Source organism: Chryseobacterium sp. 'Rf worker isolate 10', from assembly GCF_050753305.1.
Taxonomy (GTDB): domain Bacteria; phylum Bacteroidota; class Bacteroidia; order Flavobacteriales; family Weeksellaceae; genus Chryseobacterium.
This window is the reverse complement of record NZ_JBOZOF010000002.1, coordinates 671,026-693,180: the sequence shown is the minus strand read 5'-3', so window position 1 is coordinate 693,180 and position 22,155 is coordinate 671,026. Positions and strand designations below refer to the sequence as shown.

Here is a 22,155-nt window from a genome sequence, read left to right as displayed (position 1 = left end):
TAGTAACAAATTCTATTTCAATATGGTTGTTAATGTTTTAAACAAAATTTTGATATCGTTTTTGAAAGACATATTTTCAAAATAATCAAGATTCATTTTTACCTTGTTTGGGAACAATACTTCATCATTATATGCTAAAGGATCCTTTTGGTTTTTCAGAAGATTTTCTTCATCTCTGTATTTTATACTTGCTTCACAGGTTAAACCGGGTTTTAGTTCCAGCACTTTTCTGTCATCTCCTATAAGTTTATCATAATATCCTTCGATATCAGGCCTGGGGCCTACAAAACTCATATCACCTTTCAAAATATTAAACAATTGAGGAAGTTCATCAAACTTAAATTTCCTTAGAGTTTGACCTGTTCCGGAGCATGTCCTCTTATGTTCATGAATTGTTTTAAATTTAAAAATGGTAAATGGTTTTCCGTACTGCCCTATCCGGGTCTGAAAAAAAATTCCATTAGAAAAGGTATCCAGACTTGCAATCACAAACAAAATGGTCAGTATTGGCATAAGCAGCAATATAAATAGTACTGCTAAGATAAAATCAAAAATTATTTTCCAATATTTATACTGATTCATTCAATTTAATGATATTAAACTTCAAAGTAAGCATGGATTACTCTTGTTATTCTTTCTCTGTCATCATCTGACAAATTAGAGCCAGATGGAAGACATAATCCGTTATCAAAAAGTTTTTCAGAGATATTTCCTCCATAGTAAGGAGCAGATTCAAAAACCGGCTGTAGATGCATTGGCTTCCATAGGGGTCTTGATTCTATATTATCTTCCAAAAGTGCAAGTCTTAAGTCTTCTCTGTTTTTCCCGGTAATTTCCGGATCAACAATAATTGCAGACAACCAGTGATTTGAATAAAAATCATTTCCAGGTTCTGAGAATACTGTTACTCCACCAATATTTTTGAAGATATCAACATAAAAATCATGCATTGCTCTACGGGCAGTAACTCTGTCTTTAAGAACTTCCATCTGTCCTCTTCCTATTCCTGCTACAATATTACTCATTCTGTAGTTGAAACCAATATGTGAGTGCTGGTAGTGAGGAGCATTATCACGTGCCTGAGTTGATAGGAAAACAATTTTATCTTTATCTTCCTGAGTATGATTTACTAATGCACCACCACCTGAAGTAGTGATAATTTTATTTCCATTAAAGCTTAAAACTCCAAAACGACCGAATGTTCCGCACGCCTGTCCTTTATAAGTAGATCCCAAAGCTTCTGCGGCATCTTCAATTAAATCTATTCCAAATTCTTTTGCAACAGAAGTAATCTCATCCATTTTTGCCGGCATTCCGTATAAGTGAACGACAATGATAGCCTTTGGTTTTTTACCTTTTTGAATTCTGTCTTCGATAGCTTCTCTTAATGCTTTCGGACACATGTTCCATGTATCTTTTTCACTGTCAACAAAAACAGGGTTTGCGCCACAATAGGCTATTGGGTTTGCTGATGCTGAAAATGTCATGGACTGACAAATTACTTCATCTCCATGCTGAACGCCAGATTCAATTAAAGCAAGGTGGATTGCTGCTGTTCCAGCCGATAAAGCAGCAACTTTTACGTCTTTATTCAGAAATTTTTCTAAGTCTTCTTCAAAACCATTTACATTGGGGCCTAATGGAGCTATCCAGTTTTCTTCGAAAGCTTCATTAATATATTTTTGTTCGTTACCTCCCATATGTGGAGAGGATAACCAGATTTTTTGTGCCATTTGTTTATTTTTAATAAAGTTAAAAACTTCTATTTAGTTTATATAATTAATTATATCCTTAATATTTTCTACAATAAACTGAGGTTTGTGCTCTTCAGACCAATTGAAATCCTGTTTATGAATATTTCTTCCTGTATCTTTAAGAGCTATTGTTATCCACCCTAAATTGTTAGGTGCGATAAAATCTTTTTTTGTATTATCTCCAATGTAAAAATACTCTATATTTTCTTCCTCCATAAATACTTTGTAATTCTCAGGGTTTGGTTTTGTACTTCCAAACTCTTCAGAAATAATAACCTTTTCAAAGATATCTTCGATATCCAGGGCTTTTAATTTATTTCTTTGAGTAATAGATCTTCCATCTGATATCAACCCCATTTTGTAGGACTTTTCCTGTATATAATCTAAAGTATACTTTACATCTTCTGCAATTTTAATTGTAGGAAAATGATTTCGGTAGATATGCAACAGATCTATTTTAGCATGGGAATACTTCTCTTCCAATAATTCAAAAACATCTTTGCTTTCATGATACCAACTCATCATATCATGATATAACTTCTCCTGATTATTTTCATCCAGCAGTCCGGCAATCTCATGGTATGCAGATTCCAGATACTCAATTTCATACATCAGTGTATCATCAAGATCAAAGATAATATATTTAGTTTTCATAATTACGTACTAAAACCTCATCGTCATAACGAAGCATTAATAAATTATTTTCCCATCCATCAAAATAAGAAATGGTGTCCCCCGATAAATACTCTTTCAATATCCATTCAGGATAGTTGGCTCCAGCAAGATAGCTTAAAGGATATCCACCTCCAAATCTTGGGTTTATTTCAATACCCACAATTCTTTTACTAGTCGGGTGAAAAAAGAACTGCATTGTAAGACATCCTATAGCTCCATCTATATATGAAAGATTGTTTTTTACATAGTTCTCTATTTCATTTTTGTGTGTAACCCCTTTATTCACCTCTCCTGCTCTTACCATAATACGCTTTCTGGGAACCACACATTTAAGATGATTTGTTTTATCATAGTAGGTATCCACAGTATATTCATCATAAATAGCATGATCAATATATTCCATAAACATCAATTTAGGATTTTGGAAGTGATACTCATTAAGCTCTGAAGCTTCCCTGATCAGAAAAGTGTCTTTACTTAAAGAACCATCATATGGTTTTATGAATAATGGGAATGTAGGATTTTCTTTGCTGACTTCCTGAGGAATGTCAATATTCTTCTCTTTGAAAAACTCATTAATGATACGTTTATCCCTACACTTTTCAACAAAACCTTCTGATGAAATAATTGGAGTTATTCCATTTTGTAAAAACAAGTCTTTATTTTTTGCCAAAGTTAAAAGCTCTGTATCAATTGTTGGGATAATAATTTTAATTTCCCAATCTTTACAAATCTCCAAAAGGTTCGAAATATAATTAGATTCCGTTACTCTGTTTATTTGCCTATAACCATCTGAAACATGACAGGCTGGAGCCAAAACGGGATTAAGATCTACAGTAAAAACTTTACCGTTCTCATCAATCTTTTTAATTTCCTTTTGAAATGCCCGAACCAGGGAAACCCTTTGTCCTGCTGAAGTGATAAGTATATTATTCATTTTCATTATTGGTAAAAAATTCCATTGTTGCTTCTCCTTGCTGATTAATTCCCTCTCTTATGAATACCTTTTTTATGGTCATAAAAATAATTTTAAGATCTAATAAAAAAGAAATATGATCTACATACCAAACATCAAAATCAAATTTTTGTTTCCATGAGATTGCATTTCTTCCATTCACTTGTGCCCATCCTGTGATTCCGGGTTTTACTTCATGTCTTCTTTTCTGATGAGTATTATATATTGTGAGATATTGTACTAAAAGGGGTCTTGGTCCTATTAAAGACATATCTCCTTTTACCACGTTTATCAACTGTGGGATCTCATCTAAAGAAGTTTTGCGAACGAAAATTCCAATTTTAGTAAGCCTTTCTCCATCTGGTAAAAGTTTCCCTTCTGCATCTTTTTTATCATTCATTGTTTTGAACTTAATAATGCTAAAGATTTTACCATTTTTACCTGGTCTTCTTTGAAAGAAAAAAGGTTTACCCTGATTGGCAATGGCTAATCCTATCATTACTAACAGAAATATGGGGCTCAATAAAAATAAACCAATTAATGATAAAAAAAGATCAATGATTCTTTTAAAAAAATTTCTATACATCTTTTTCACTTTTAAAATTTATCATTGTAAAGAAAAGAAACATCAGGAACTTCTTATTATCACGCATTAATTGAAAATTATACTTCAATAGAACTTTCACCCTTGAAAAATATGATTTTGTAAATGAATCTAATATTTTATATTCTTCAGAATTGGGACTTAGTAATTTCTTATAGTTTCTAGCATGATTATAGTACCACCCATCAAAGAAAAGTTTTGTCCTTTCTTTAACCATTTTAAGGGAAATTTTATTCATATGACCATGAACATTCTGCTCATGTATACGATAGTTAATATATGAATTACTATCTATAAAGACTTTTTCGTTCATGTTTCGAACTAAAAAATAGATGAGCCAATCATGCGAAAATGATGGCCAATCACTATTATCCAAATCACGGATAATTTTCTGTATCTTAAATACCATTTCTCTTTCCAAAACATAGGTACAGCCTGCACTTCCTCCTTCAAATAGATAATCGAATTTTTTTTGTTCAAAATCTTTCTTTAGCAATTGTGTGATTTGTGTATTGTTGTCCCAGATAGTCATATTGGAGGCGTATAATTTGGCGCCTGTTTTCTCAAGAGATTCGATAGCCTTTTCAAGCTTGTGAGAGTCCCAAATATCATCCTGATCAGCAAAGGAAACATAATCAAAATCATCAGATTCCCTTAGTAAGCCAAGCTGTTGTAAGAAATTATTAGCAGCAGATCCTGTACCTACACTATTCACATTAATATTTGTAATTTGACCGGAGAATCTGGATTTTATGACATTCACAGTATTATCTTTACTATTGTCATCACTTACATAAAGTTTTACCTCTACATTCTTCTGAGAAAAAATAGACTCTATTTGTTCCTCTACAAATTTTTCTCCATTATAAGTTGCCATTAATACAATAACTTTTTTCATCTTAGGAACGCTTTAATCTTTTTATAAAAGGGGGTGATTGGATTGATATGTATACACAAAATAGCCGAACAATAAAAATACCATATTGTTCATTATTTTATCTATACTCGTTAATTTTTCTGTAGGGCTAGTTATTAAATAGGAGATCGCATAAATCGAAAATCTAAAAAACATTACAGGATTTATAGCAAATAAGACTACACAAACAAGATATAATAATATAAATACATTTGTATAGACAATTTTTCTGTTTTTAAAATAGGTGAAAAAGACAACCAGATTAAAAGCTATAAAAAATACGATATGAGCAATGGATGCTTTACGTTGTAATGTAGCATAAGCATCTAATTTAAAAAGCAGAGCAGAAAAAATAGATATTCTTGAAAAAACAAAAAGTAAAGAAACCGATATTATGGAATAAATCAAAAATTTGAGGGTAGGTTTCTTATTTTGGAAGAATGAAATGCCTATTGCAATAATACTACTGATATGGGCAAAAAATGCCCAATATCCCCAATGCCATCTTTTATCTCTTTGTAAAAAATAAAATAATACTGTAACCAGAATATAAGCGGGGGTATTTCTAAGAACTGTAAATGAAAATAAGAAATAATAAATTATATAGAATACCACTTTTTTCCATAATGCTACATCCTTTAGCTGTGCAAGCCAGATGAAAAAAACAGCGCTAATCGAAAAGTTAAAGTAATAAATATAATTAAAGAGTTCTTTCTTATCAAAGGTGAAAAGTCCAGCCACACTCTTTAAGTAATAGAAATACGGTTCTCTAAATAATTGCAGGTACCATGCAACACTATCATCAAGTTCTCCATAACCGTAATAATAAGCATCATAATCTGCATTTGCAGACATAGGGGTCGTGTCCCGGATTATAATACATACTATAAGATGAAGAATAGTCATTGCAACAAACAATGGCTTATGCTTTAATAATTTAATAGAAAAGATATATAAAAATAATTGTAATACTATAAAAAAATACATCTATTACTGTAATAAAGAGTTATAATAATTTGTATATCTATTTGCATTATTTTTGTAATCAAACAACTCTGAAGCTAATTTTGATCTTTCAAGATCTTTTCCATCATTGACAAATTTACGAATAATATTCTCGTCAATTTGTTCGTAGGTATCCGGATTATAGGTAATACCCAAATCGAATTTGTTAATTATATATGAAATTCCTCCACATTTTTCGTTTACAATCATTGGAAGGCCTGCTGCTAGATATTCCGCAGATTTCACAGCCAGAACCATATCACTCAGTGTAAGTTCAAACTTATCCTTTGCATTAAAATATGACATTATCCCAAAGTTAAATTTTTTCATTTTATCTTTCAGTTCTTCTACTGTACGTGTTGAAGATAAATAAATTTCACTTTCCGGAATTTCCTTGAATGCTTCCTTTATTTCATTATGGTTGGAAGTGGTAATGATATGAATCTTAGGATTCTTTACCGTAAGCCTCAATTTTTGATATAGTTTAAGCAATTCGGATGTTCTGTGCCATGTTCCTTCACTTAAAGCACCAACATAACCAAACACAACTTCATCTTTGTTATTTTCTCTTTCAGTAAATAATTTTTCAGTATTTGCACTTAAATAAACACATTCCACCTTTTTTGCATGAAGAGCTTCAAAATAAGTTTTCATAGTATCGGATACTGCAATTGTAAGATCACAATCTTTCAAAAGCTTTCTCTCTATATTTTTAAAGAAAAGATAGTTTTTATCTTCACTGGAAAATTTATTTTTCAAAGCATATTCCTCAGGAAAAAGACCTCTTGCATCAAAAATTATTTTATAGTTCAGTCCATATTTATTTTTAATGGTTAATGCTATCCAGGCAGCATAGTAAGATCTGCAATGCACAATGTCTGGATTTATTTTTAAAAATTTATTTTTAAGAATATTTTGGGCACCAAACATTAAGAATTTGAAAAAGTGCCTGGACCCGTAAACAATGTTCTGAGTAAAGAATATAGGAACCCAAACAAATTTTATATCCCCTAATTTTGCTTTTACTTTGTCCAATTCTTCCCCATATTTTTGCTTTTCTCTTACGAGACCACTATGTATAATTGGCACTCCTGAAATGAAATAAAATTCACTCTCAGGGGTCTGTTTTTTTGTTTCAATAAACTGACCTAAAACCTGTGATCCAAAAACGCCATATGATCTAGGGGTTTCTCCCCAACTTAGATAGCAAACCTTCATAATAAATATTAAAACTTTTCTTAATTTTCAATTTCTGAAAATAGTCTATAATTATATAATTATAGACCAATTTCTCTAACCAAATAGTTCTTTAATGATAGCCCATCAATAGTTTTATTATTAGGCGGTTCATATCCTATTTTATCTTTTCTCCAGACAATATCTTTAGGAACAATATCATTCATTGCCTCTCTAAGTATATATTTAGAGAAACCATTATTTACCTTACAAATGGATGGTAGAGTAAATACAAATTCTACCAGTTCGTGAGATAAGAATGGTAATCTTACTTCTAAAGAGTGTGCCATAGAGTTTCTATCAGCATATCTCAACAATTCCTGCAAACCACCTCTGAAAGTAGCATGATAAAGCATTTCATTCAATGATGAAGCACTATATTTCCTTTCAAATTGTTCATTTTTATATTTAGAATAAAGATCTTTTTTAGCATCTTTCTTAGTGAAATTATCTATTCCTGATTTTATTCCCAATAATTTGTCTATCTGAGCATCAGAAAGCTTTTCTTTCAGGAAGTTGTTTCTAAGTCTTCTTGAGATACTATTAATCTGATTGGAAGCATGTACTTGCTTATAAGTCTCTAATTGCTCTTTATATGCTTTCTTATCTTTATTCTTTAATTCAATGAAGAAAGAATCTATTAATCCGTGATAACCACAAAGGTATTCATCAGCACCCTGCCCATCTAATAAAACAATAACATTGTTGTCTCTGGCCAGTTTCATTACTTCATACTGAGCGGCAATACTTAGTGTTCCGAAGGGTTCTTCCTGATGATGAATAATCTCCTGAACATTTGCAAGCATACTTTCTGTAGTTGGGAAACAGCTTATTCCTTTTGCGTTGACACTGTTTAATACTTTATCTATGTAAACAGATTCATCTTTGATAAAGTTGGGGAAACGAGCGGAGAAGGTTTTTTGCTCCACATTGTCAACCTTCATATGATTAATCATACATACTGTTGAAGAACTGTCAAGACCACCAGATAAACTTGTTCCTACTGCAACATCAGAACGCAATCTCCTGCTAATTGAGGTTTCAAATAATCTGAAAAAGGTATCTTTAGCTTCAGTAAAATCAATTTTTTCTAATTGATTTTTATAATCAATATCCCAGTATTTTTGTTTTTTCAGGATTTTACCATTAGGATCTACAATGATATAGTGACTTGGCTCAAGTAAAAAGATATCCTTATAAAATGTTTCAGATAAGTCGTTCGAATTATTAATATAACCAAAATGCCAATAATTGAAAAGCATTCTATTATTTGTTTCTTTTGGAACACCTGCACTCCAAAGTGCTTTCATTTCTGATCCAAAATAAAAACTATTATTACTTTGATGATAGAAAAATGGTTTTTCACCAAATCTGTCTCTTGCACAGAATAAAGTCTGCTCTTGTTTATCCCAAAGAGCAAAAGCAAACATACCATCAAAGTCTTCAAGACATTTTTCTCTTTTATAATCAAAATTAGCCATTAATACTTCCGTATCAGAATCCGAAACAAAAGTATATCCTTTTGTCTTCAGAAACTCTCTGACTTCAATGTAATTATATATTTCACCATTGAAAACAATGCTGTATCTGTCTAAATAATGCATTGGCTGGCTTCCTGCATCAGATAAATCTATAATGGATAATCTTCTGTGTCCTAGGCCTACCACATTATTATCATTTATCCATTGTCCTTCACCATCAGGTCCACGATGCTCAATAGCATCTGTCATTTTTTTTAATTGCTGGTAAGTTAAAATTTCTCTATTTTGACTTATAATTCCTGCTATTCCACACATTTGATTTTTATTTTAATCATTTATATACTTTTATCAAAGAATTACAATTCTCTGATAATCTTAGCGGGCATTCCGCCAATTACAACATTACTGGGAAAAGATTTTGTGACTACGCTATTGGCACCTACGGTAACATTATCTCCCAGCTCTACGCCAGCAGTTATAACTGCTCCGTGACCTATCCAGCAATTCTTCCCAATTTTAATTGATTTTTTATTATAAATATCTCTGTCTAAAAAATCATGATTTGCTGTATGGATACCTACTCCATATGACCAGATAGTTCCTTCCCCAATTTCCAATGTTGTGTCATCAAAAACTGAAAAATAACAACCACCTGAAGCAGCAAAAGAACCTAAGATTTTTTTATCTTCTTTTGGAAATATAATATTTCTTGATCCTGAAATTCTAGAAGTATAATGAACAGAGAATTTTGCAAAATAATTAATAAAAAATATTCTCTGATAAATGAAGTTTACAATTAAAAAATTAATCGGTACCGCTTCATATTTTTTAACCTTTAATAAAGAGTTGATCCTACTTAGTATACTCATTTTATTGTTTTACGAAATATAATACAAAAATTGCTATCAATAATCCTATCAGCCACTTATCTTTAAAAAGGTAAATATACCTTTTTAAATTTCCTTCTAAATATAAACTGCTCACAACCAAAAATACTACAGAGCAAAATAGGGCTCTAACAATTCCAATAATTTCCCATTTTTGATAGAAAAAATAAATAAGCACTACATTTATAATAACAGATATTAAAGAAATAACAGCAATATAATTTGTTTTTCCTTTAATAGATAAAATGCTTCCATAAGTTGCATTTCTCCAGATAAGAATTAAACAGTATCCTTCAAAGATAGGAACAGCTTCTGTATATTTATTACCAAATAGTCCTAAGATGATTTGTTTAGAAAACAAAATACAAAGGAAAACCATTGGAAAGATCAGATATGAAGCCCTTTTAATATCTTTTAGCCACATATCTGTTGCTAAAGTCATTTCATTATTTTCAACATGTTTCACAATTTTTGGATAACTAACACTTACAATAGATTTAGTAATTAATCCCGCAAAAGGTATTTCCAAAGCACCTATTGAATAAATTGCAAAAGCATCAATACCGCCCAATTTATTTATAATTATTTTATCTATATGTAGCGTAAAAACACCAAGATATGTAGCTATAAATAAAGGAAATCCATATTTAAAAATAATAGAAATATTATTTTTATTAAGATTGAGCTTAGGATATATCTTTAGAATAAAAACATATACTATAAGCTGTAATCCTAATGCCAATAAAAATGGCAAAAAAATACTATATTGAAAATCAAACCAATGAATTGATAAAAATGTAAAGAGGCTTACGGCTAAGGTAATGCAAAATACTGCCATAGAAATCAGGATGACATTAATCTTACCTATTGATAGGCAAACCTGTAAATAGAGAGCATTTGCAGAAAGTAAGAAATATAAAAGCGGGATTAAAAAACCAGCTTTTACTATAACATCAATTCCTAATAGTGAACCTATTGTGGAGGAAACCGAACTTGAACTTAAAAGTATAAACAATATTATACTTATAATGATAAAAACTAATGTTGTAGTCCCCAGGAACTCTTCTATTTTATCATGATGCTTTGCAATATTATACCTAAAACCTTCTATAAATCCAAAAGATAATAATACTGCAGTAAACTGAACAAGTAGAATAAGCTGCTTCCAACCGCCTACCTGTTCTAAAGTATAATTTCTTGCAACTATTACATCCGCTAAAAAAATAGTAGATAAAAAAAGCATATTGGCAATTGAGTATAAAATTGCAGGCTTTTTTATCAAATTAATTATTTTTTCAACCATTTTAGTTAATCATTATTTTTCCTATCAAGGAATACTACAAGTTCTTTTATAAATCCTTTAATTTATAAATCTTTTCGATAATATCTACCACCTTCAGACCTTCCAGTGCATTGGTCGTTATGGTATTTCTTCCCATTAATACATCTACAACATTCTCGATAATATAATGGTGATTAGCTGCAGAACCTTTATAAGCTCCATAGTCATTACCCGGGTTTGTAGGTGGCAATTCCGGCATTACGTAGTCTTTTACGTTGCACACTTCCACTTTATCCATGTATTGTCCACCGATTTTTACAGCACCATTTTCAGCGATGATAGTCATTGAGCTTTCAAGGTTCTGATTCCAAACAGATGTAGAATAATTAAGAGATCCCATTCCTCCATTTACAAAGTCAAAGCTTACAAAACCTGAATCTTCAAAGTCTGTAAGATCTTTATGGTTAAAGTCCGCAAACTTAGCTTGAATATTAGTTATATCACCGAATAGCCAGTACATAATATCTATAAAGTGAGAAAACTGAGTAAATAAAGTTCCACCATCCAGATCCTTTTTTCCATGCCAGGATTCCGGCTTATAATATCTGTCGTCACGATTCCAGTAACAGTTAAGCTGAACCATGAATATTTTCCCTAGTTTTCCGCTTTCTACCATTTCTTTGACCCATGCAGAAGGTGGAGAATAACGATTTTGCATTACAGCGAAAACTTGTTTGTGCTTATGTAAAGCCTGAAAAATAAGTTTTTCAGCATCTTGTTTATTAAGAGCCATTGGCTTTTCAACTACAACATGTTTTCCTGCTGATATTGCTTTATAAGCTTGTTCAAAGTGAAAACCGTTTGGTGAAGCAATATTAATCACATCTACTTCAATTCCTGACTTAAGGAATGCATCTAGTGATGTAAAAAAGGGTACATCATAACTGTCAATTCCTAAAACGGATTTATCTTTTACATCCACTAAAGCTACCAATTCACATTCGGCATTTCTTGACACCATTTCAGCATGTCTTTTTCCGATATGTCCACAGCCTACAACGGCAAATTTTATTTTTTCAGACATTCTATATTAAATTTTTGAAACTTGATTATTATCTAATTTATATCTTTCTTTGCTTTCGTCACATACAGCAATTCCTTCTGCATCAAAATTAAGACGATGCCCAAATTCACTCATCCATCCCATTTGTCTAGCAGGGTTTCCTACAACTAATGCATAATCCGGAACTTCCTTTGTGACTACAGCTCCAGCCCCAATGAAAGCATACTTTCCAATATTGTGGCCACAAACTATTGTTGCATTAGCTCCAATTGAAGCTCCTGTCCCAACATGTGTCTTAAGATATTCACTTTTTCTGTTCACAGCACTTCTTGGATTAATAACATTGGTAAAAACCATTGAAGGCCCTAGAAAAACATCATCATCACAAGTTACTCCTTCATATATAGAAACATTGTTCTGAACTTTTACATTTTTCCCTAAAATAACTCCGGGAGAAACCACTACATTCTGTCCTATATTGCATTTTTCTCCAAGAGTACAATTTGGCATAATGTGAGAAAAGTGCCAAATTTTTGTTCCGGCGCCGATATTACAACCTTCATCGATAACTGCCGTTTCGTGTGCAAAAAAATCCGACATATTTTTTCTTTTATTGTTAATTACTTGTTTTTATTAAAAAAATTTTTGATTTCTGAGATAATAAAATCGGAAGCTTCCTGATTGAATTCTGTATGAACAGGAAGTGAGATTACTTCTGAACAAAGGAGTTCTGTAACAGGTAATGAAAAGTTGGATTCCACATATTGTTCAAAAGCTTCCTGCTTATATAACGGAAGAGGATAATAAATCATACTTGGAATATTTTTTTCACCAAGATATTGCTGTAATTCATCTCTTTTTCCATTTTTTACTCTTAAAGTATACTGATGGAAAACATGGGTAGAATTTTTTGCTCTTTGCGGAATTTGAATTTCAGCAACAGACTGTAGATTTTCATCATAATAGTCTGCCATCTTATTTCTGGCTGCAGAATATTCATCAAGATGCTGTAATTTAACTTTTAAAACAGCTGCCTGAATGGTATCTAATCTGGAATTACATCCTAAAACTTTATGATAATATTTTTTTTGTTGACCGTGGTTGGCAATCATTCTTATTTTCATTGCCAGATCATCATCATTTGTCATTAAAGCACCTCCATCTCCATAGCATCCAAGATTTTTTGAAGGGAAAAAGGAAGTACATCCTATATGACCGATGGTTCCTGTCTTTTTTACAACTCCATTTGTAAAAGTAAAATCTGAACCGATTGCCTGAGCATTATCTTCAATAACAAAGAGATTATGCTTCTCAGCGAATTCAATAATTCTTTCCATATCAGCTCCTTGTCCATATAAATGTACCGGAACGATGGCTTTAGTATTTGGAGTGAGGTATTTTTCAAGTCCTTCCAATTCAATATTGAAAGTATTTTCATCTACATCTACCATGATTGGCTTTAAACCTAAAAGGCCTATCACTTCTGCAGTTGCAACATAAGTAAAAGCTGGACAAATTACTTCGTCCCCTGGTTTTAAATCCAGTGCCATCATAGCAATCTGCAACGCATCTGTTCCATTTGCACATGGAATGACATGCTTTACATCCAGGTAATTTTCAAAATCCTTTTGAAAATCTTTTACTGCAGGTCCATTGATAAATGCAGTGTTATCAAGACAATCCTGAATTCCGGCATTTACTTCATGCTTTATTTTTTCGTATTGACCTTTAAGATCAACCATTTGAATTTTCATATGAAATTTATATTTTAGTCTTCGATGTTAGTTTTCAATTAACTCGCTAATCTTATTTCCAATAGAGAGACAAGATGTGGCTGCTGGTGACGGAGCATTTCTCACATGAATAATATTTCCATTTTTCACGATATCAAAATCATCGATTAAACCTCCGTTTCTATCACAAGCCTGCGCTCTAACTCCTGCTCCTCCCGGAACAAGATCAGATTCCTGTATTTCAGGTAAAAGTTTCTGAAGAGCTTTGGTAAATGCAGCTTTTGATAATGAGCGATGTACTTCACCTAATCCCGTTTTACCGTATTTGGCAACAATTTTTCTGAAACCGGGCCACATAAGAGTCTGCATGGTTTCCTCTAAATTGAAATCAAAAAACTTATATCCTTCTTTTTTGAAAGCTAAAACAGCATTAGGCCCCGCTTCGATATTTCCGTCAATCATTCTTGTAAAATGAACTCCTAAGAATGGAAAATTAGGATCTGGAACAGGATAAATAAGATGTTTTACCAAATGTTTCTTTTCATCCTTTATTTTATAATATTCACCACGGAAAGGAATGATAATCACATCATTCTTTTCGTTGGTCATCTTTGTAATTTTATCAGAATATAAACCTGCACAAGAAATTAATTTTTTTGCTTTGAATTCAGAAGCGGAAGTTTTCACAATAATTTCAGCATTATTATTAATAATGTTTATTACTTCAGTATTAAATTTAACTTCTCCTCCGAGTTCTTCAAAGAGTTCTTTAATCTTTTTAGCAACTCCCGGATAATCTATAATACCTGTCTGTGGAACTTTAATGGCTCTTACACCTTCACAATGAGGTTCTATTTCACGAAATTCTTCTCTTGAAAGATATTTCAAATCCTGAAGTCCGTTTTCTATTCCTCTTTTATAAATATTATCTAGAAGGGGTAATTCTTCTTGTGAAGTAGCTACAATAATTTTTCCGCATAGATCATATCGGATACCATATTCTTTAGCAAAATTGATGACAGAATTATAACCTTCTATACAGTTTTTTGCTTTTAAACTTCCTGGTTTGTAGTATATTCCGCTATGAATCACTCCACTATTATGTCCAGACTGATGTAATGACACATCATTTTCTTTTTCTAAAATCAGGATCTTAGAGTCTGGATTTTTAAGTTTTAACTGGTATGCTGTTGCCAGTCCTACCAGTCCGGCTCCAACAATTATGATATCATAGTTCATTGTAAATCTTTATAATCTTGCATCTACTAGGTCCCTGTCTAAACAAGCTTTAGTATCAAAAACAACTGAATTTTCTTTTTTCAAAGTATTTAAATCCATTTCAAGGAATTCATTGTGAGAAACAGCTATAATTAAAGAATCGTATTTTTTCCCTTCCACAAGAGCATCTAAAATATCAATTCCATATTCGTGTTTTACTTCCTCTTTGCTTGCCCAAGGGTCATAAATATCTACATGTACTCCATAGTCTGAAAGTTCAGTATAGATATCCACTACTTTTGTATTTCTTACATCCGGACAGTTTTCCTTAAATGTAACACCTAAAATCAATGCCTGAGAATCTTTAATAATTCCACCTTTTGCAATCATTAATTTCACCACTTTAGCAGCTATAAATTTTGCAATCGAATCATTTACACGACGTCCCGACAAAATTACATCTGGATGATAACCTAATTGTTCTGCTTTATGAGCTAAATAATAAGGATCTACAGAGATACAATGTCCTCCAACTAAACCTGGTTTATATTTTAAGAAATTATATTTTGTTCCGGCTGCTTCTAAAACATCATTGGTATCGATTCCTATTCTGTCAAAAATCAATGCTAGTTCGTTTACAAAAGAAATATTCACGTCACGCTGTGCATTTTCAATAGCTTTGGATGCCTCTGCCACTTTAAGACTGGAAGCTTTGTGTGTTCCAGCTGTAATAATTTTTTTGTATAAAAGATCTACTTCTTCAGCAATCTCTTCCGTAGAGCCAGATGTTACTTTCTTTACACTTGTAAGCGTATTCACTTTATCTCCCGGATTAATTCTTTCTGGAGAATATCCTACAAAGAAATCATGATTATATTTTAGTTCTGAATATTTTTCTAAAACAGGTACACATTCTTCTTCCGTACAACCAGGAAAAACAGTTGATTCATAGATTATAATATCTCCTTTTTTAATAATTCCCCCTAACATTTTTGAAGCAGAAATTAAAGGGTTAAGATCCGGAGCATTATATTTGTCTATTGGTGTAGGTACTGTTACAATATATACATTAGCCTCAGCAATATCAGATAACTGGCTTGTAGCTTTATATCCTGTTTCTCCGTTAGATTCGTTGTATTTTTTCAATCCATCATTAAGCTTTTCTATATCAGCTTCAAGCGTAATATCTTGTCCATCATTAAGCTGATCTACACGCTGTGCATTGATATCAAATCCTAATACAGGATAATGTGCCGCAAATTCCAGAGATAAAGGAAGTCCTACATAGCCTTGTCCAATAACTGCTATTTTATATGTTTTCATCATTAACTAAGTTTATTTTTTATTTTTTGAAACCATGATTTTTCAACATGATTATTATATCCATAACCGTATTTATTGCTGTATCCTAAGTTTTCTCTATTAACGTCATTAAGAACAAAACCAACATTTCTGATCTTTTTCTGATCAATATTAATATTTGCGAATTCTATTAATGACTTTTCAGTATATCTGGATCTTGATACGTAAATTGTTACATCTGCAAGATCAGCTATAAGGAATGTATCTGTTACAAGAAGCAGAGGTGCTGTATCCAGAATAATATAATCGTATTTTCCTTTTAATTCATCCAAAAGAATCTCATAACGGCCATTAGATAATAATTCTGTTGGGTTAGGAGGAATCATTCCCGAATAGATCACATCCAGATGAGGGTTAAAAGATGATACGTGAATAATATCTTCAAGTTTAGTATTATCAGAATAAAGGAATTCGGTAAGTCCGGTAAGGCCTTTTCTTGCTGGGTTATATCTTTGTAATTGAGGGTTTCTAATATCAGAACCTATAATGATTGCTTTCTTTTTAGGATTAGCAAGTGTCAAGGCCAGATTAACAGAAGTGAAAGTTTTTCCTTCTCCTTTTACTGTGGATGTAACGAATACTATTTTACCTTTTTTGTCTTTAGGAAGCATAAAATTCATATTTGTGATAAGAATTCTGAATGCTTCTGCCATTGGAGTAATATCGTTTACTTTCACAATTTCAGAGTCTCCTTTTTCAAGACTTGGTAGTTCAGCAATTACAGGAGCATGAATAAGCTTCTCTAAATCATGTTTAGTTTTAATTTTATTATTAAATAGATCTTTTAGATATATAATAACAACCGGAACCAATACTCCAACAATAAATGCTGCTAAAAGAATTAATGCTTTTTTAGGAGCTACAGGAGTTTGTGATGAATATGCCGTATCTATTACTTTAGCTTTCGGAGCAGTAATAGACTGTGCTATAGCTGTTTCTTCTCTTTTCTGCAGCAACAACAAATATAAATTTTCTTTTATCTGTTGTTGTCTCTCAATACCTCTAAACATTTTTTCAATGGATGGAAGTTTAGAAATTTTTTCAGAAACTTTGTTTTGTTCTCCCAAATATTCTCCTCTTGCAAGTTCCAGCCCTGTTTGATTTCTTTGCAAACTCTGAACAATTGAAGTACGCAAGGAATTAATCTGTTTTGTGATATCAACAACTGCAGGGTTTTCTGGTGTAGCTGATTCCAGCAATCTGTTTCTTTGCAGTATTAATTGATTATAATTGATAATTCCAGCTACAGCTTCAGAGTTATTCAGACCTACATTAGATGGAAGTACCTGATACAGGCCTTGTTTAGAAACAAAATTCATCAGGGAATTTGTTAGTTCCAACTGAGCATTTACATCTAATTGTTTAGCTCTTGCTGCTGCAGAACTCTCCAAATTAATCTTTGCTTCTGTATCAAGATCTGTTAAGTTATTTCTTGACTTAAAGCTTTCTTTTTCATTTTCTACCTGCCCTAATTCTACAGAAAGTTTCTTGACTCTATCTTCAATAAAATCCAAAGTCTTTTTTGATTCCTGATTTTTGTCTGTAATAGCATCATTATTATACATTACAACTAATGTATTCAGAATATCTGCTGCTTTATTTCTTTCAGGATAGTTTACCTCCAGCCCTACAACCGTAGTTTCTTTATTGACTACTGCTATACCTACTTGTTTTTGTAAATTGTTAACTTTTGATTCTATAGGAGAAATGACAATTTCTAAATCCTGTGCATTAATTCCTTTTATGATGTTTTGATCAAACTGATCATTTTTAACAATTATAATATTTGCGTAAGGTAAGCTGATAGTTTTTCCGTAAGTAGAGACAATTGTTTTTTCTAATTCATCAGAAGAAATCTTAATCTCATTTCCATTAATAGAAAGATCCAAAGGCTTGGTAGGAAATTTACCAAGAGGTTTTTCGTTGATTACTTTTACAACTATAGGAGATGAATTTTTGTACAATTCTGTTTTGGTAACTTTCCCTTTAGTATAGATGTCAACCTGAAGATTTTTAGTGATCACCACATTTCTCATTAGCCTTTTAGACTTGAGAATTTCAATTTCATTTTCAATACTGTTGGTTTTCATACCTCCAAAACCGGACAAATCCTGTAAAACTCCAGTATCATTGTTTGCACTAGGGGCATTTTTGGAGTCTTTAATTAAAATTGTGGTTTTTATATTGTATACAGGTGTTATAAATTTTAAAGCAGTATAAGCTATTAATACAAATAAAAAGGCTGAAATTAAAAACCATGGCCATCTTTTGAAATATGGTTTTAAAATCTCATTGATATTATATTGATTTTCTGTTGGAGAAAATTGAGAAGAATCCTGATTGTTCATTAATTTATTTCTTGAATAGACTTATTACTACCGCGATAGCTGTAACACCAATTGAAATTGCCGTCAAATAAATACCTGTATTTGGATTTTGCTTTGCTGCAATATTTTTTGATTTATTAGATGATACGACAATTGCGTCACCTTGTTTCAAATTATAATAAGGAGAATTGATCAGATTAGCATCTTGTAAATTGATCTTCCCATGAGTAATCTGTCCGTTTTCTGACCTTATAATTAATATATCATCTCTTTTGCCATACATCGTCAAATCACCTGCCAGTCCAAGAGCATTTAAAATTGTTGCCTGTCCGTTGGAAATAGTATAATCTCCCTGTCTGTTTACTTCTCCAAGCACTGTGACTTTGAAATTGGCAAGCCTTAGGTTTACGGTTGGGTTGATAATATATTTTGTTAATCTTTCACGAATTTCATTTTTAAAATCCACTAGTGATTTATTTGTTGTATTCAGCTGACCTAAAACAGGGAAATCAATATTTCCATTAGCATCTACAATATAGGTAGGACCTGAGATACTGGTAGTACCTTGTCCTGGAGTATTTCCCCCTGCAATACTATTGGGTTGTACCACTTCAGACGAGGAATAGTTTTGATTGAATGGTTTTACAACATCCATATCTTTTGCTGTAATCAGAATGATAAGCTGATCACCTGTCTGTATTGTGTTACCTGAATTTTTAACAGAGGCATCTATAGCCACCTGTTCTATATTTTGCATATAGTTTAAATCATTTTGAGCATTCTTATTTGTCTTACAAGAAACTAATAAAATCCCCAATGATATCGCTAATATTTTCCCTTTCATATTTTTAAATTGTACAAATATACATTTATATTCCTCTTATTTATCTAAAGCTTCAAATATAGAATTATTGCTTTTAAATTCCGGAACTATTGTCTTAAGAATCCTTACTACTTCTACTTTATCTCTTCTTAAGGAAGCTTTTGTAATTTGTTTAGTAAGTGTATCAATTTCTTCAAATCCCATAGAAGGATCTTTAGAGATCATAATCTTATCATTATGAGTTGGAAGTGTTTTTGCGTCATCACTTAAAAGCTCTTCATACAGTTTTTCTCCTGGTCTCAATCCTGTATAAATAATTTTAATATCAATATTCGGTTCGAATCCTGATAATTTGATCATTCTTCTTGCAAGATCAAGAATTTTAACAGGTTCTCCCATATCAAAGACAAAGATTTCTCCACCTTCTCCCATAGTTCCTGCCTGAAGTACAAGTTCACAGGCTTCAGGAATCGTCATGAAGTATCTTACAATATCCGGGTGAGTAATTGTTACCGGTCCTCCGGCTTCAATCTGCTTTTTAAAGTGAGGAATTACTGAACCATTAGATCCTAATACATTTCCAAATCTTGTTGTAATAAATTTGGTTACGTTACCATCTACATTTTGAAGCGACTGTACAAAAAGTTCTGCAGCACGTTTCGAAGCACCCATTACGTTCGTAGGATTTACAGCTTTATCTGTAGACACCATAACAAATCTGTTCACTTTATATTTGCTGGATAGTCTTGCAACAATCTTTGAGCCAAGTATATTAACAAAAATAGCTTCGTGAGGGTTTTCTTCTACCAAAGGTACATGTTTATAAGCAGCAGCATGATATACCATTGAAAAGTTGTACATCTGGAATAGGGCTTCCATTCTATGCTGGTTAGAAACATCTCCTAAAACAAATTTGAAAGCAATATGAGGATACTTTTCTCTCATTTCAAGTTCAATTTCGTAAAGCGGTGTTTCTGCCTGATCTAATATAACAATTAAAGAAGGATTAAAGTTCGCAACCTGTCTTACAATCTCGCTTCCTATAGATCCTGCTCCACCAGTCACCAATACTGTTTTATCGGAATGTCTGCTTTCAACTTTTTCATTTTGGATTTTAATAGGTTTTCTATTCAGTAGATCTTCAATCTGAAGATTCCTGATAGATCCTCCCAGATCACTATCTCTTAATTTCTGTACAGATGGAGCCTTGAAAACATTAAGATCTTTTTCCAGAAATAGATTTACCCAAGAATTCACTTCATCTCTTGCCATCATTTCTTTTACAATGAGGACACCGTCTATAATAAGGTCTTCCTTCGAGTTTTCTTCTATTTTCTGTTTTTCATAGATTGGTTTTCCAAGCAATGAAGCTCTTTTTGAGTCTGTTCTCTGAGTAAGAAACCCTACCACCTGATAAGGAAGACTTGGGTTATCAAGAATTGCTCTTGCAATAGCAATTGACTGTTCATCAATCCCTAGTACAAGAATCCTTTTTTTCAAGGCACTTCTTCTGTATTCTCTTACTATATGAAAAAACTCTTTTACATATAATCTAAAGAGAAATAATCCCATAAAAGAAATTACAAAATACAGAATCAGATAAGGAGTAAGTATAAATTTACTACCTGTACTCCAGAAATAGAGTATATTTATTGTTCCAATAGCCAGCATTGTGCAAAAGCAGGATATCAAAAGCTTAAATAAATCTATGAATGTTGAATGGCGGATAATCCCCGCATACGTTTTGAAAACATACATAAAAGCAGTATTCATCAAGATAATAAAAGCGAAAATCACACTTTTATCTTCATGATATATAAATTCCTGCTTGGTAATTTTTTCGATAATGTAAGTAGAAAGAAATAAAGATATAACCAGAATAATAATGTCTATTACAAGAATTATCCATCTAGGAAGATACCTTACGTCTGAGAGATTGACAACATTATCCCCTCCAAATATTGTTTTCCTAAGAGAATTGTACATTGTCTATATTGGTGTTCATATTTAATTAAAGTCTAATATCTGATCATACAATCAGAGATAATTTCGATACAATCATGCAAAAATAAATAAATTTATCTCAATATGTTGAAATCAAAAATAAATTTGATGTTACATTTATGAAATCTTACAATTTCATCACGACAGCTAAACTGATAGACAAAAATCATACCATAAAAAATCTTACAGAAGTGATATTTATCTGTAAAAAACCTCTACTCTAGCTGTTTTATATTTAAAATAATTATTAAATATCTATATATCAATCTTTTTCAATGAACTGTTTGTTTTTTTTAAAGAAATCACGGTCTAGTTTTTTTTTAGTTTATTAAAATTTAGTCAAAAATATCAATTATTTTTTCATATTCAAAACCTTTGGCCATCAAATATTTTATTGTCTTGCTTTTTTTTTGATATTCTTTCAAACCGGTTTGTTTGGAATAATAATCCTCAAAAATTTTTCTGATAGTTTTTTCATAATCAGGCTCATATATCTCATCGAAACAAGAATTGATCAGCCTCTCGGAAATCTGTTTTTGCTTCAGATTCATTTTTATTTTAGTTCTGCCCCAGTGTTTGATATAAAATTTCCCTCTGATATAGCTTCGTGTAAACCTTTCTTCGTTCAGAAAATTTTCTTTCAGGAGATATAAAATAATTTCTTCTCTTGCTTCCTCAATAAGCAGAAATTCTCTCATCTTCTGTTCCACTTCTGCATGGCAGCGATCCTGGTAAACACAGTAATTCACCAGTTTCTGTTTGATTTCCTCGAAGGTATAAGATTTTTTGTCCATCTGTATAAAAAAAGAATGAGCAGTCTGCCCATTCTT

The 22,155-nt window shown here is 31.8% G+C and carries 20 protein-coding genes; all 20 read right to left on the bottom strand.

The window, feature by feature from the left end; all coding sequences use genetic code 11:
* Window positions 1-12 precede the first annotated feature (12 nt).
* Window positions 13-582 carry a sugar transferase gene (locus LKL37_RS13115; RefSeq protein WP_431611004.1) on the bottom strand — a complete coding sequence of 190 codons (570 nt, stop codon included), beginning with the start codon at window positions 580-582 and terminating at the stop codon, window positions 13-15.
* A 14-nt stretch (window positions 583-596) separates the two neighbouring features.
* Window positions 597-1,733: an aminotransferase class I/II-fold pyridoxal phosphate-dependent enzyme gene (locus LKL37_RS13110; protein ID WP_431611003.1), complete on the bottom strand. Its 1,137-nt coding sequence runs from the start codon at window positions 1,731-1,733 to the stop codon at window positions 597-599.
* Window positions 1,734-1,766: 33 nt separating this feature from the next.
* Window positions 1,767-2,408, bottom strand: coding sequence for an HAD family hydrolase (locus tag LKL37_RS13105; RefSeq protein ID WP_431611002.1), 642 nt, complete (start codon window positions 2,406-2,408; stop codon window positions 1,767-1,769).
* On the bottom strand, window positions 2,398-3,366 hold the full coding sequence (locus tag LKL37_RS13100; protein ID WP_431611001.1) for an ATP-grasp domain-containing protein: 969 nt from the start codon (window positions 3,364-3,366) through the stop codon (window positions 2,398-2,400). Before LKL37_RS13100 ends, LKL37_RS13105 begins: the two co-directional genes overlap by 11 nt.
* On the bottom strand, window positions 3,359-3,970 hold the full coding sequence (locus LKL37_RS13095) for a sugar transferase (RefSeq protein ID WP_431611000.1): 612 nt from the start codon (window positions 3,968-3,970) through the stop codon (window positions 3,359-3,361). The genes LKL37_RS13100 and LKL37_RS13095 overlap by 8 nt, the downstream gene beginning before the upstream one ends.
* Entirely contained in the window at window positions 3,963-4,886 is a 924-nt protein-coding gene (locus LKL37_RS13090; protein WP_431610999.1) for a glycosyltransferase, read from the bottom strand. Before LKL37_RS13090 ends, LKL37_RS13095 begins: the two co-directional genes overlap by 8 nt.
* Before the next feature lie 21 nt (window positions 4,887-4,907).
* Complete coding sequence (locus LKL37_RS13085; protein ID WP_431611213.1) at window positions 4,908-5,810, bottom strand: EpsG family protein; 903 nt, start codon at window positions 5,808-5,810, stop codon at window positions 4,908-4,910.
* Between the two features lie 84 nt (window positions 5,811-5,894).
* On the bottom strand, window positions 5,895-7,127 hold the full coding sequence (locus tag LKL37_RS13080) for a glycosyltransferase (protein ID WP_431610998.1): 1,233 nt from the start codon (window positions 7,125-7,127) through the stop codon (window positions 5,895-5,897).
* 59 nt (window positions 7,128-7,186) lie between these two features.
* A complete protein-coding gene (gene asnB, locus LKL37_RS13075) occupies window positions 7,187-8,941 on the bottom strand; it encodes an asparagine synthase (glutamine-hydrolyzing) (protein WP_431610997.1) in 1,755 nt (584 codons plus the stop codon).
* A gap of 41 nt (window positions 8,942-8,982) precedes the next feature.
* Window positions 8,983-9,495 (bottom strand): acyltransferase, encoded by a 513-nt coding sequence (locus tag LKL37_RS13070; protein ID WP_431610996.1) that lies wholly within the window; start codon window positions 9,493-9,495, stop codon window positions 8,983-8,985.
* Window position 9,496: 1 nt separating this feature from the next.
* The gene (locus tag LKL37_RS13065; protein WP_431610995.1) at window positions 9,497-10,816 is read right to left on the bottom strand and encodes an oligosaccharide flippase family protein; all 1,320 of its coding nucleotides are present in this window, start codon (window positions 10,814-10,816) and stop codon (window positions 9,497-9,499) included.
* 46 nt (window positions 10,817-10,862) lie between these two features.
* The gene (locus LKL37_RS13060; RefSeq protein WP_431610994.1) at window positions 10,863-11,879 is read right to left on the bottom strand and encodes a Gfo/Idh/MocA family protein; all 1,017 of its coding nucleotides are present in this window, start codon (window positions 11,877-11,879) and stop codon (window positions 10,863-10,865) included.
* A 6-nt stretch (window positions 11,880-11,885) separates the two neighbouring features.
* Window positions 11,886-12,458 (bottom strand): acyltransferase, encoded by a 573-nt coding sequence (locus tag LKL37_RS13055; protein ID WP_431610993.1) that lies wholly within the window; start codon window positions 12,456-12,458, stop codon window positions 11,886-11,888.
* A gap of 20 nt (window positions 12,459-12,478) precedes the next feature.
* Complete coding sequence (locus LKL37_RS13050; RefSeq protein ID WP_431610992.1) at window positions 12,479-13,612, bottom strand: DegT/DnrJ/EryC1/StrS family aminotransferase; 1,134 nt, start codon at window positions 13,610-13,612, stop codon at window positions 12,479-12,481.
* A gap of 27 nt (window positions 13,613-13,639) precedes the next feature.
* The gene (lhgO, locus tag LKL37_RS13045) at window positions 13,640-14,830 is read right to left on the bottom strand and encodes an L-2-hydroxyglutarate oxidase (protein ID WP_431610991.1); all 1,191 of its coding nucleotides are present in this window, start codon (window positions 14,828-14,830) and stop codon (window positions 13,640-13,642) included.
* Window positions 14,831-14,839: 9 nt separating this feature from the next.
* On the bottom strand, window positions 14,840-16,135 hold the full coding sequence (locus tag LKL37_RS13040; RefSeq protein ID WP_431610990.1) for a nucleotide sugar dehydrogenase: 1,296 nt from the start codon (window positions 16,133-16,135) through the stop codon (window positions 14,840-14,842).
* Window positions 16,135-18,519, bottom strand: coding sequence for a GumC family protein (locus LKL37_RS13035; RefSeq protein WP_431610989.1), 2,385 nt, complete (start codon window positions 18,517-18,519; stop codon window positions 16,135-16,137). Before LKL37_RS13035 ends, LKL37_RS13040 begins: the two co-directional genes overlap by 1 nt.
* A 4-nt stretch (window positions 18,520-18,523) precedes the next feature.
* A complete protein-coding gene (locus LKL37_RS13030) occupies window positions 18,524-19,255 on the bottom strand; it encodes a polysaccharide biosynthesis/export family protein (protein ID WP_431610988.1) in 732 nt (243 codons plus the stop codon).
* A 123-nt stretch (window positions 19,256-19,378) separates the two neighbouring features.
* The gene (locus LKL37_RS13025; RefSeq protein ID WP_431610987.1) at window positions 19,379-21,307 is read right to left on the bottom strand and encodes a polysaccharide biosynthesis protein; all 1,929 of its coding nucleotides are present in this window, start codon (window positions 21,305-21,307) and stop codon (window positions 19,379-19,381) included.
* Window positions 21,308-21,660: 353 nt separating this feature from the next.
* Window positions 21,661-22,119: a regulatory protein RecX gene (locus LKL37_RS13020; RefSeq protein ID WP_431610986.1), complete on the bottom strand. Its 459-nt coding sequence runs from the start codon at window positions 22,117-22,119 to the stop codon at window positions 21,661-21,663.
* Window positions 22,120-22,155 lie beyond the last annotated feature (36 nt).

Coding starts and splice junctions, on each gene's coding strand:
- LKL37_RS13115 (WP_431611004.1), bottom strand. CDS start 582: ATGAATCAGTATAAATATTGGAAAATAATTTTTGATTTTATCTTAGCA.
- LKL37_RS13110 (WP_431611003.1), bottom strand. CDS start 1,733: ATGGCACAAAAAATCTGGTTATCCTCTCCACATATGGGAGGTAACGAA.
- LKL37_RS13105 (WP_431611002.1), bottom strand. CDS start 2,408: ATGAAAACTAAATATATTATCTTTGATCTTGATGATACACTGATGTAT.
- LKL37_RS13100 (WP_431611001.1), bottom strand. CDS start 3,366: ATGAATAATATACTTATCACTTCAGCAGGACAAAGGGTTTCCCTGGTT.
- LKL37_RS13095 (WP_431611000.1), bottom strand. CDS start 3,970: ATGTATAGAAATTTTTTTAAAAGAATCATTGATCTTTTTTTATCATTA.
- LKL37_RS13090 (WP_431610999.1), bottom strand. CDS start 4,886: ATGAAAAAAGTTATTGTATTAATGGCAACTTATAATGGAGAAAAATTT.
- LKL37_RS13085 (WP_431611213.1), bottom strand. CDS start 5,810: ATGACTATTCTTCATCTTATAGTATGTATTATAATCCGGGACACGACC.
- LKL37_RS13080 (WP_431610998.1), bottom strand. CDS start 7,127: ATGAAGGTTTGCTATCTAAGTTGGGGAGAAACCCCTAGATCATATGGC.
- asnB (WP_431610997.1), bottom strand. CDS start 8,941: ATGTGTGGAATAGCAGGAATTATAAGTCAAAATAGAGAAATTTTAACT.
- LKL37_RS13070 (WP_431610996.1), bottom strand. CDS start 9,495: ATGAGTATACTAAGTAGGATCAACTCTTTATTAAAGGTTAAAAAATAT.
- LKL37_RS13065 (WP_431610995.1), bottom strand. CDS start 10,816: ATGGTTGAAAAAATAATTAATTTGATAAAAAAGCCTGCAATTTTATAC.
- LKL37_RS13060 (WP_431610994.1), bottom strand. CDS start 11,879: ATGTCTGAAAAAATAAAATTTGCCGTTGTAGGCTGTGGACATATCGGA.
- LKL37_RS13055 (WP_431610993.1), bottom strand. CDS start 12,458: ATGTCGGATTTTTTTGCACACGAAACGGCAGTTATCGATGAAGGTTGT.
- LKL37_RS13050 (WP_431610992.1), bottom strand. CDS start 13,612: ATGAAAATTCAAATGGTTGATCTTAAAGGTCAATACGAAAAAATAAAG.
- lhgO (WP_431610991.1), bottom strand. CDS start 14,830: ATGAACTATGATATCATAATTGTTGGAGCCGGACTGGTAGGACTGGCA.
- LKL37_RS13040 (WP_431610990.1), bottom strand. CDS start 16,135: ATGATGAAAACATATAAAATAGCAGTTATTGGACAAGGCTATGTAGGA.
- LKL37_RS13035 (WP_431610989.1), bottom strand. CDS start 18,519: ATGAACAATCAGGATTCTTCTCAATTTTCTCCAACAGAAAATCAATAT.
- LKL37_RS13030 (WP_431610988.1), bottom strand. CDS start 19,255: ATGCAAAATATAGAACAGGTGGCTATAGATGCCTCTGTTAAAAATTCA.
- LKL37_RS13025 (WP_431610987.1), bottom strand. CDS start 21,307: ATGTACAATTCTCTTAGGAAAACAATATTTGGAGGGGATAATGTTGTC.
- LKL37_RS13020 (WP_431610986.1), bottom strand. CDS start 22,119: ATGGACAAAAAATCTTATACCTTCGAGGAAATCAAACAGAAACTGGTG.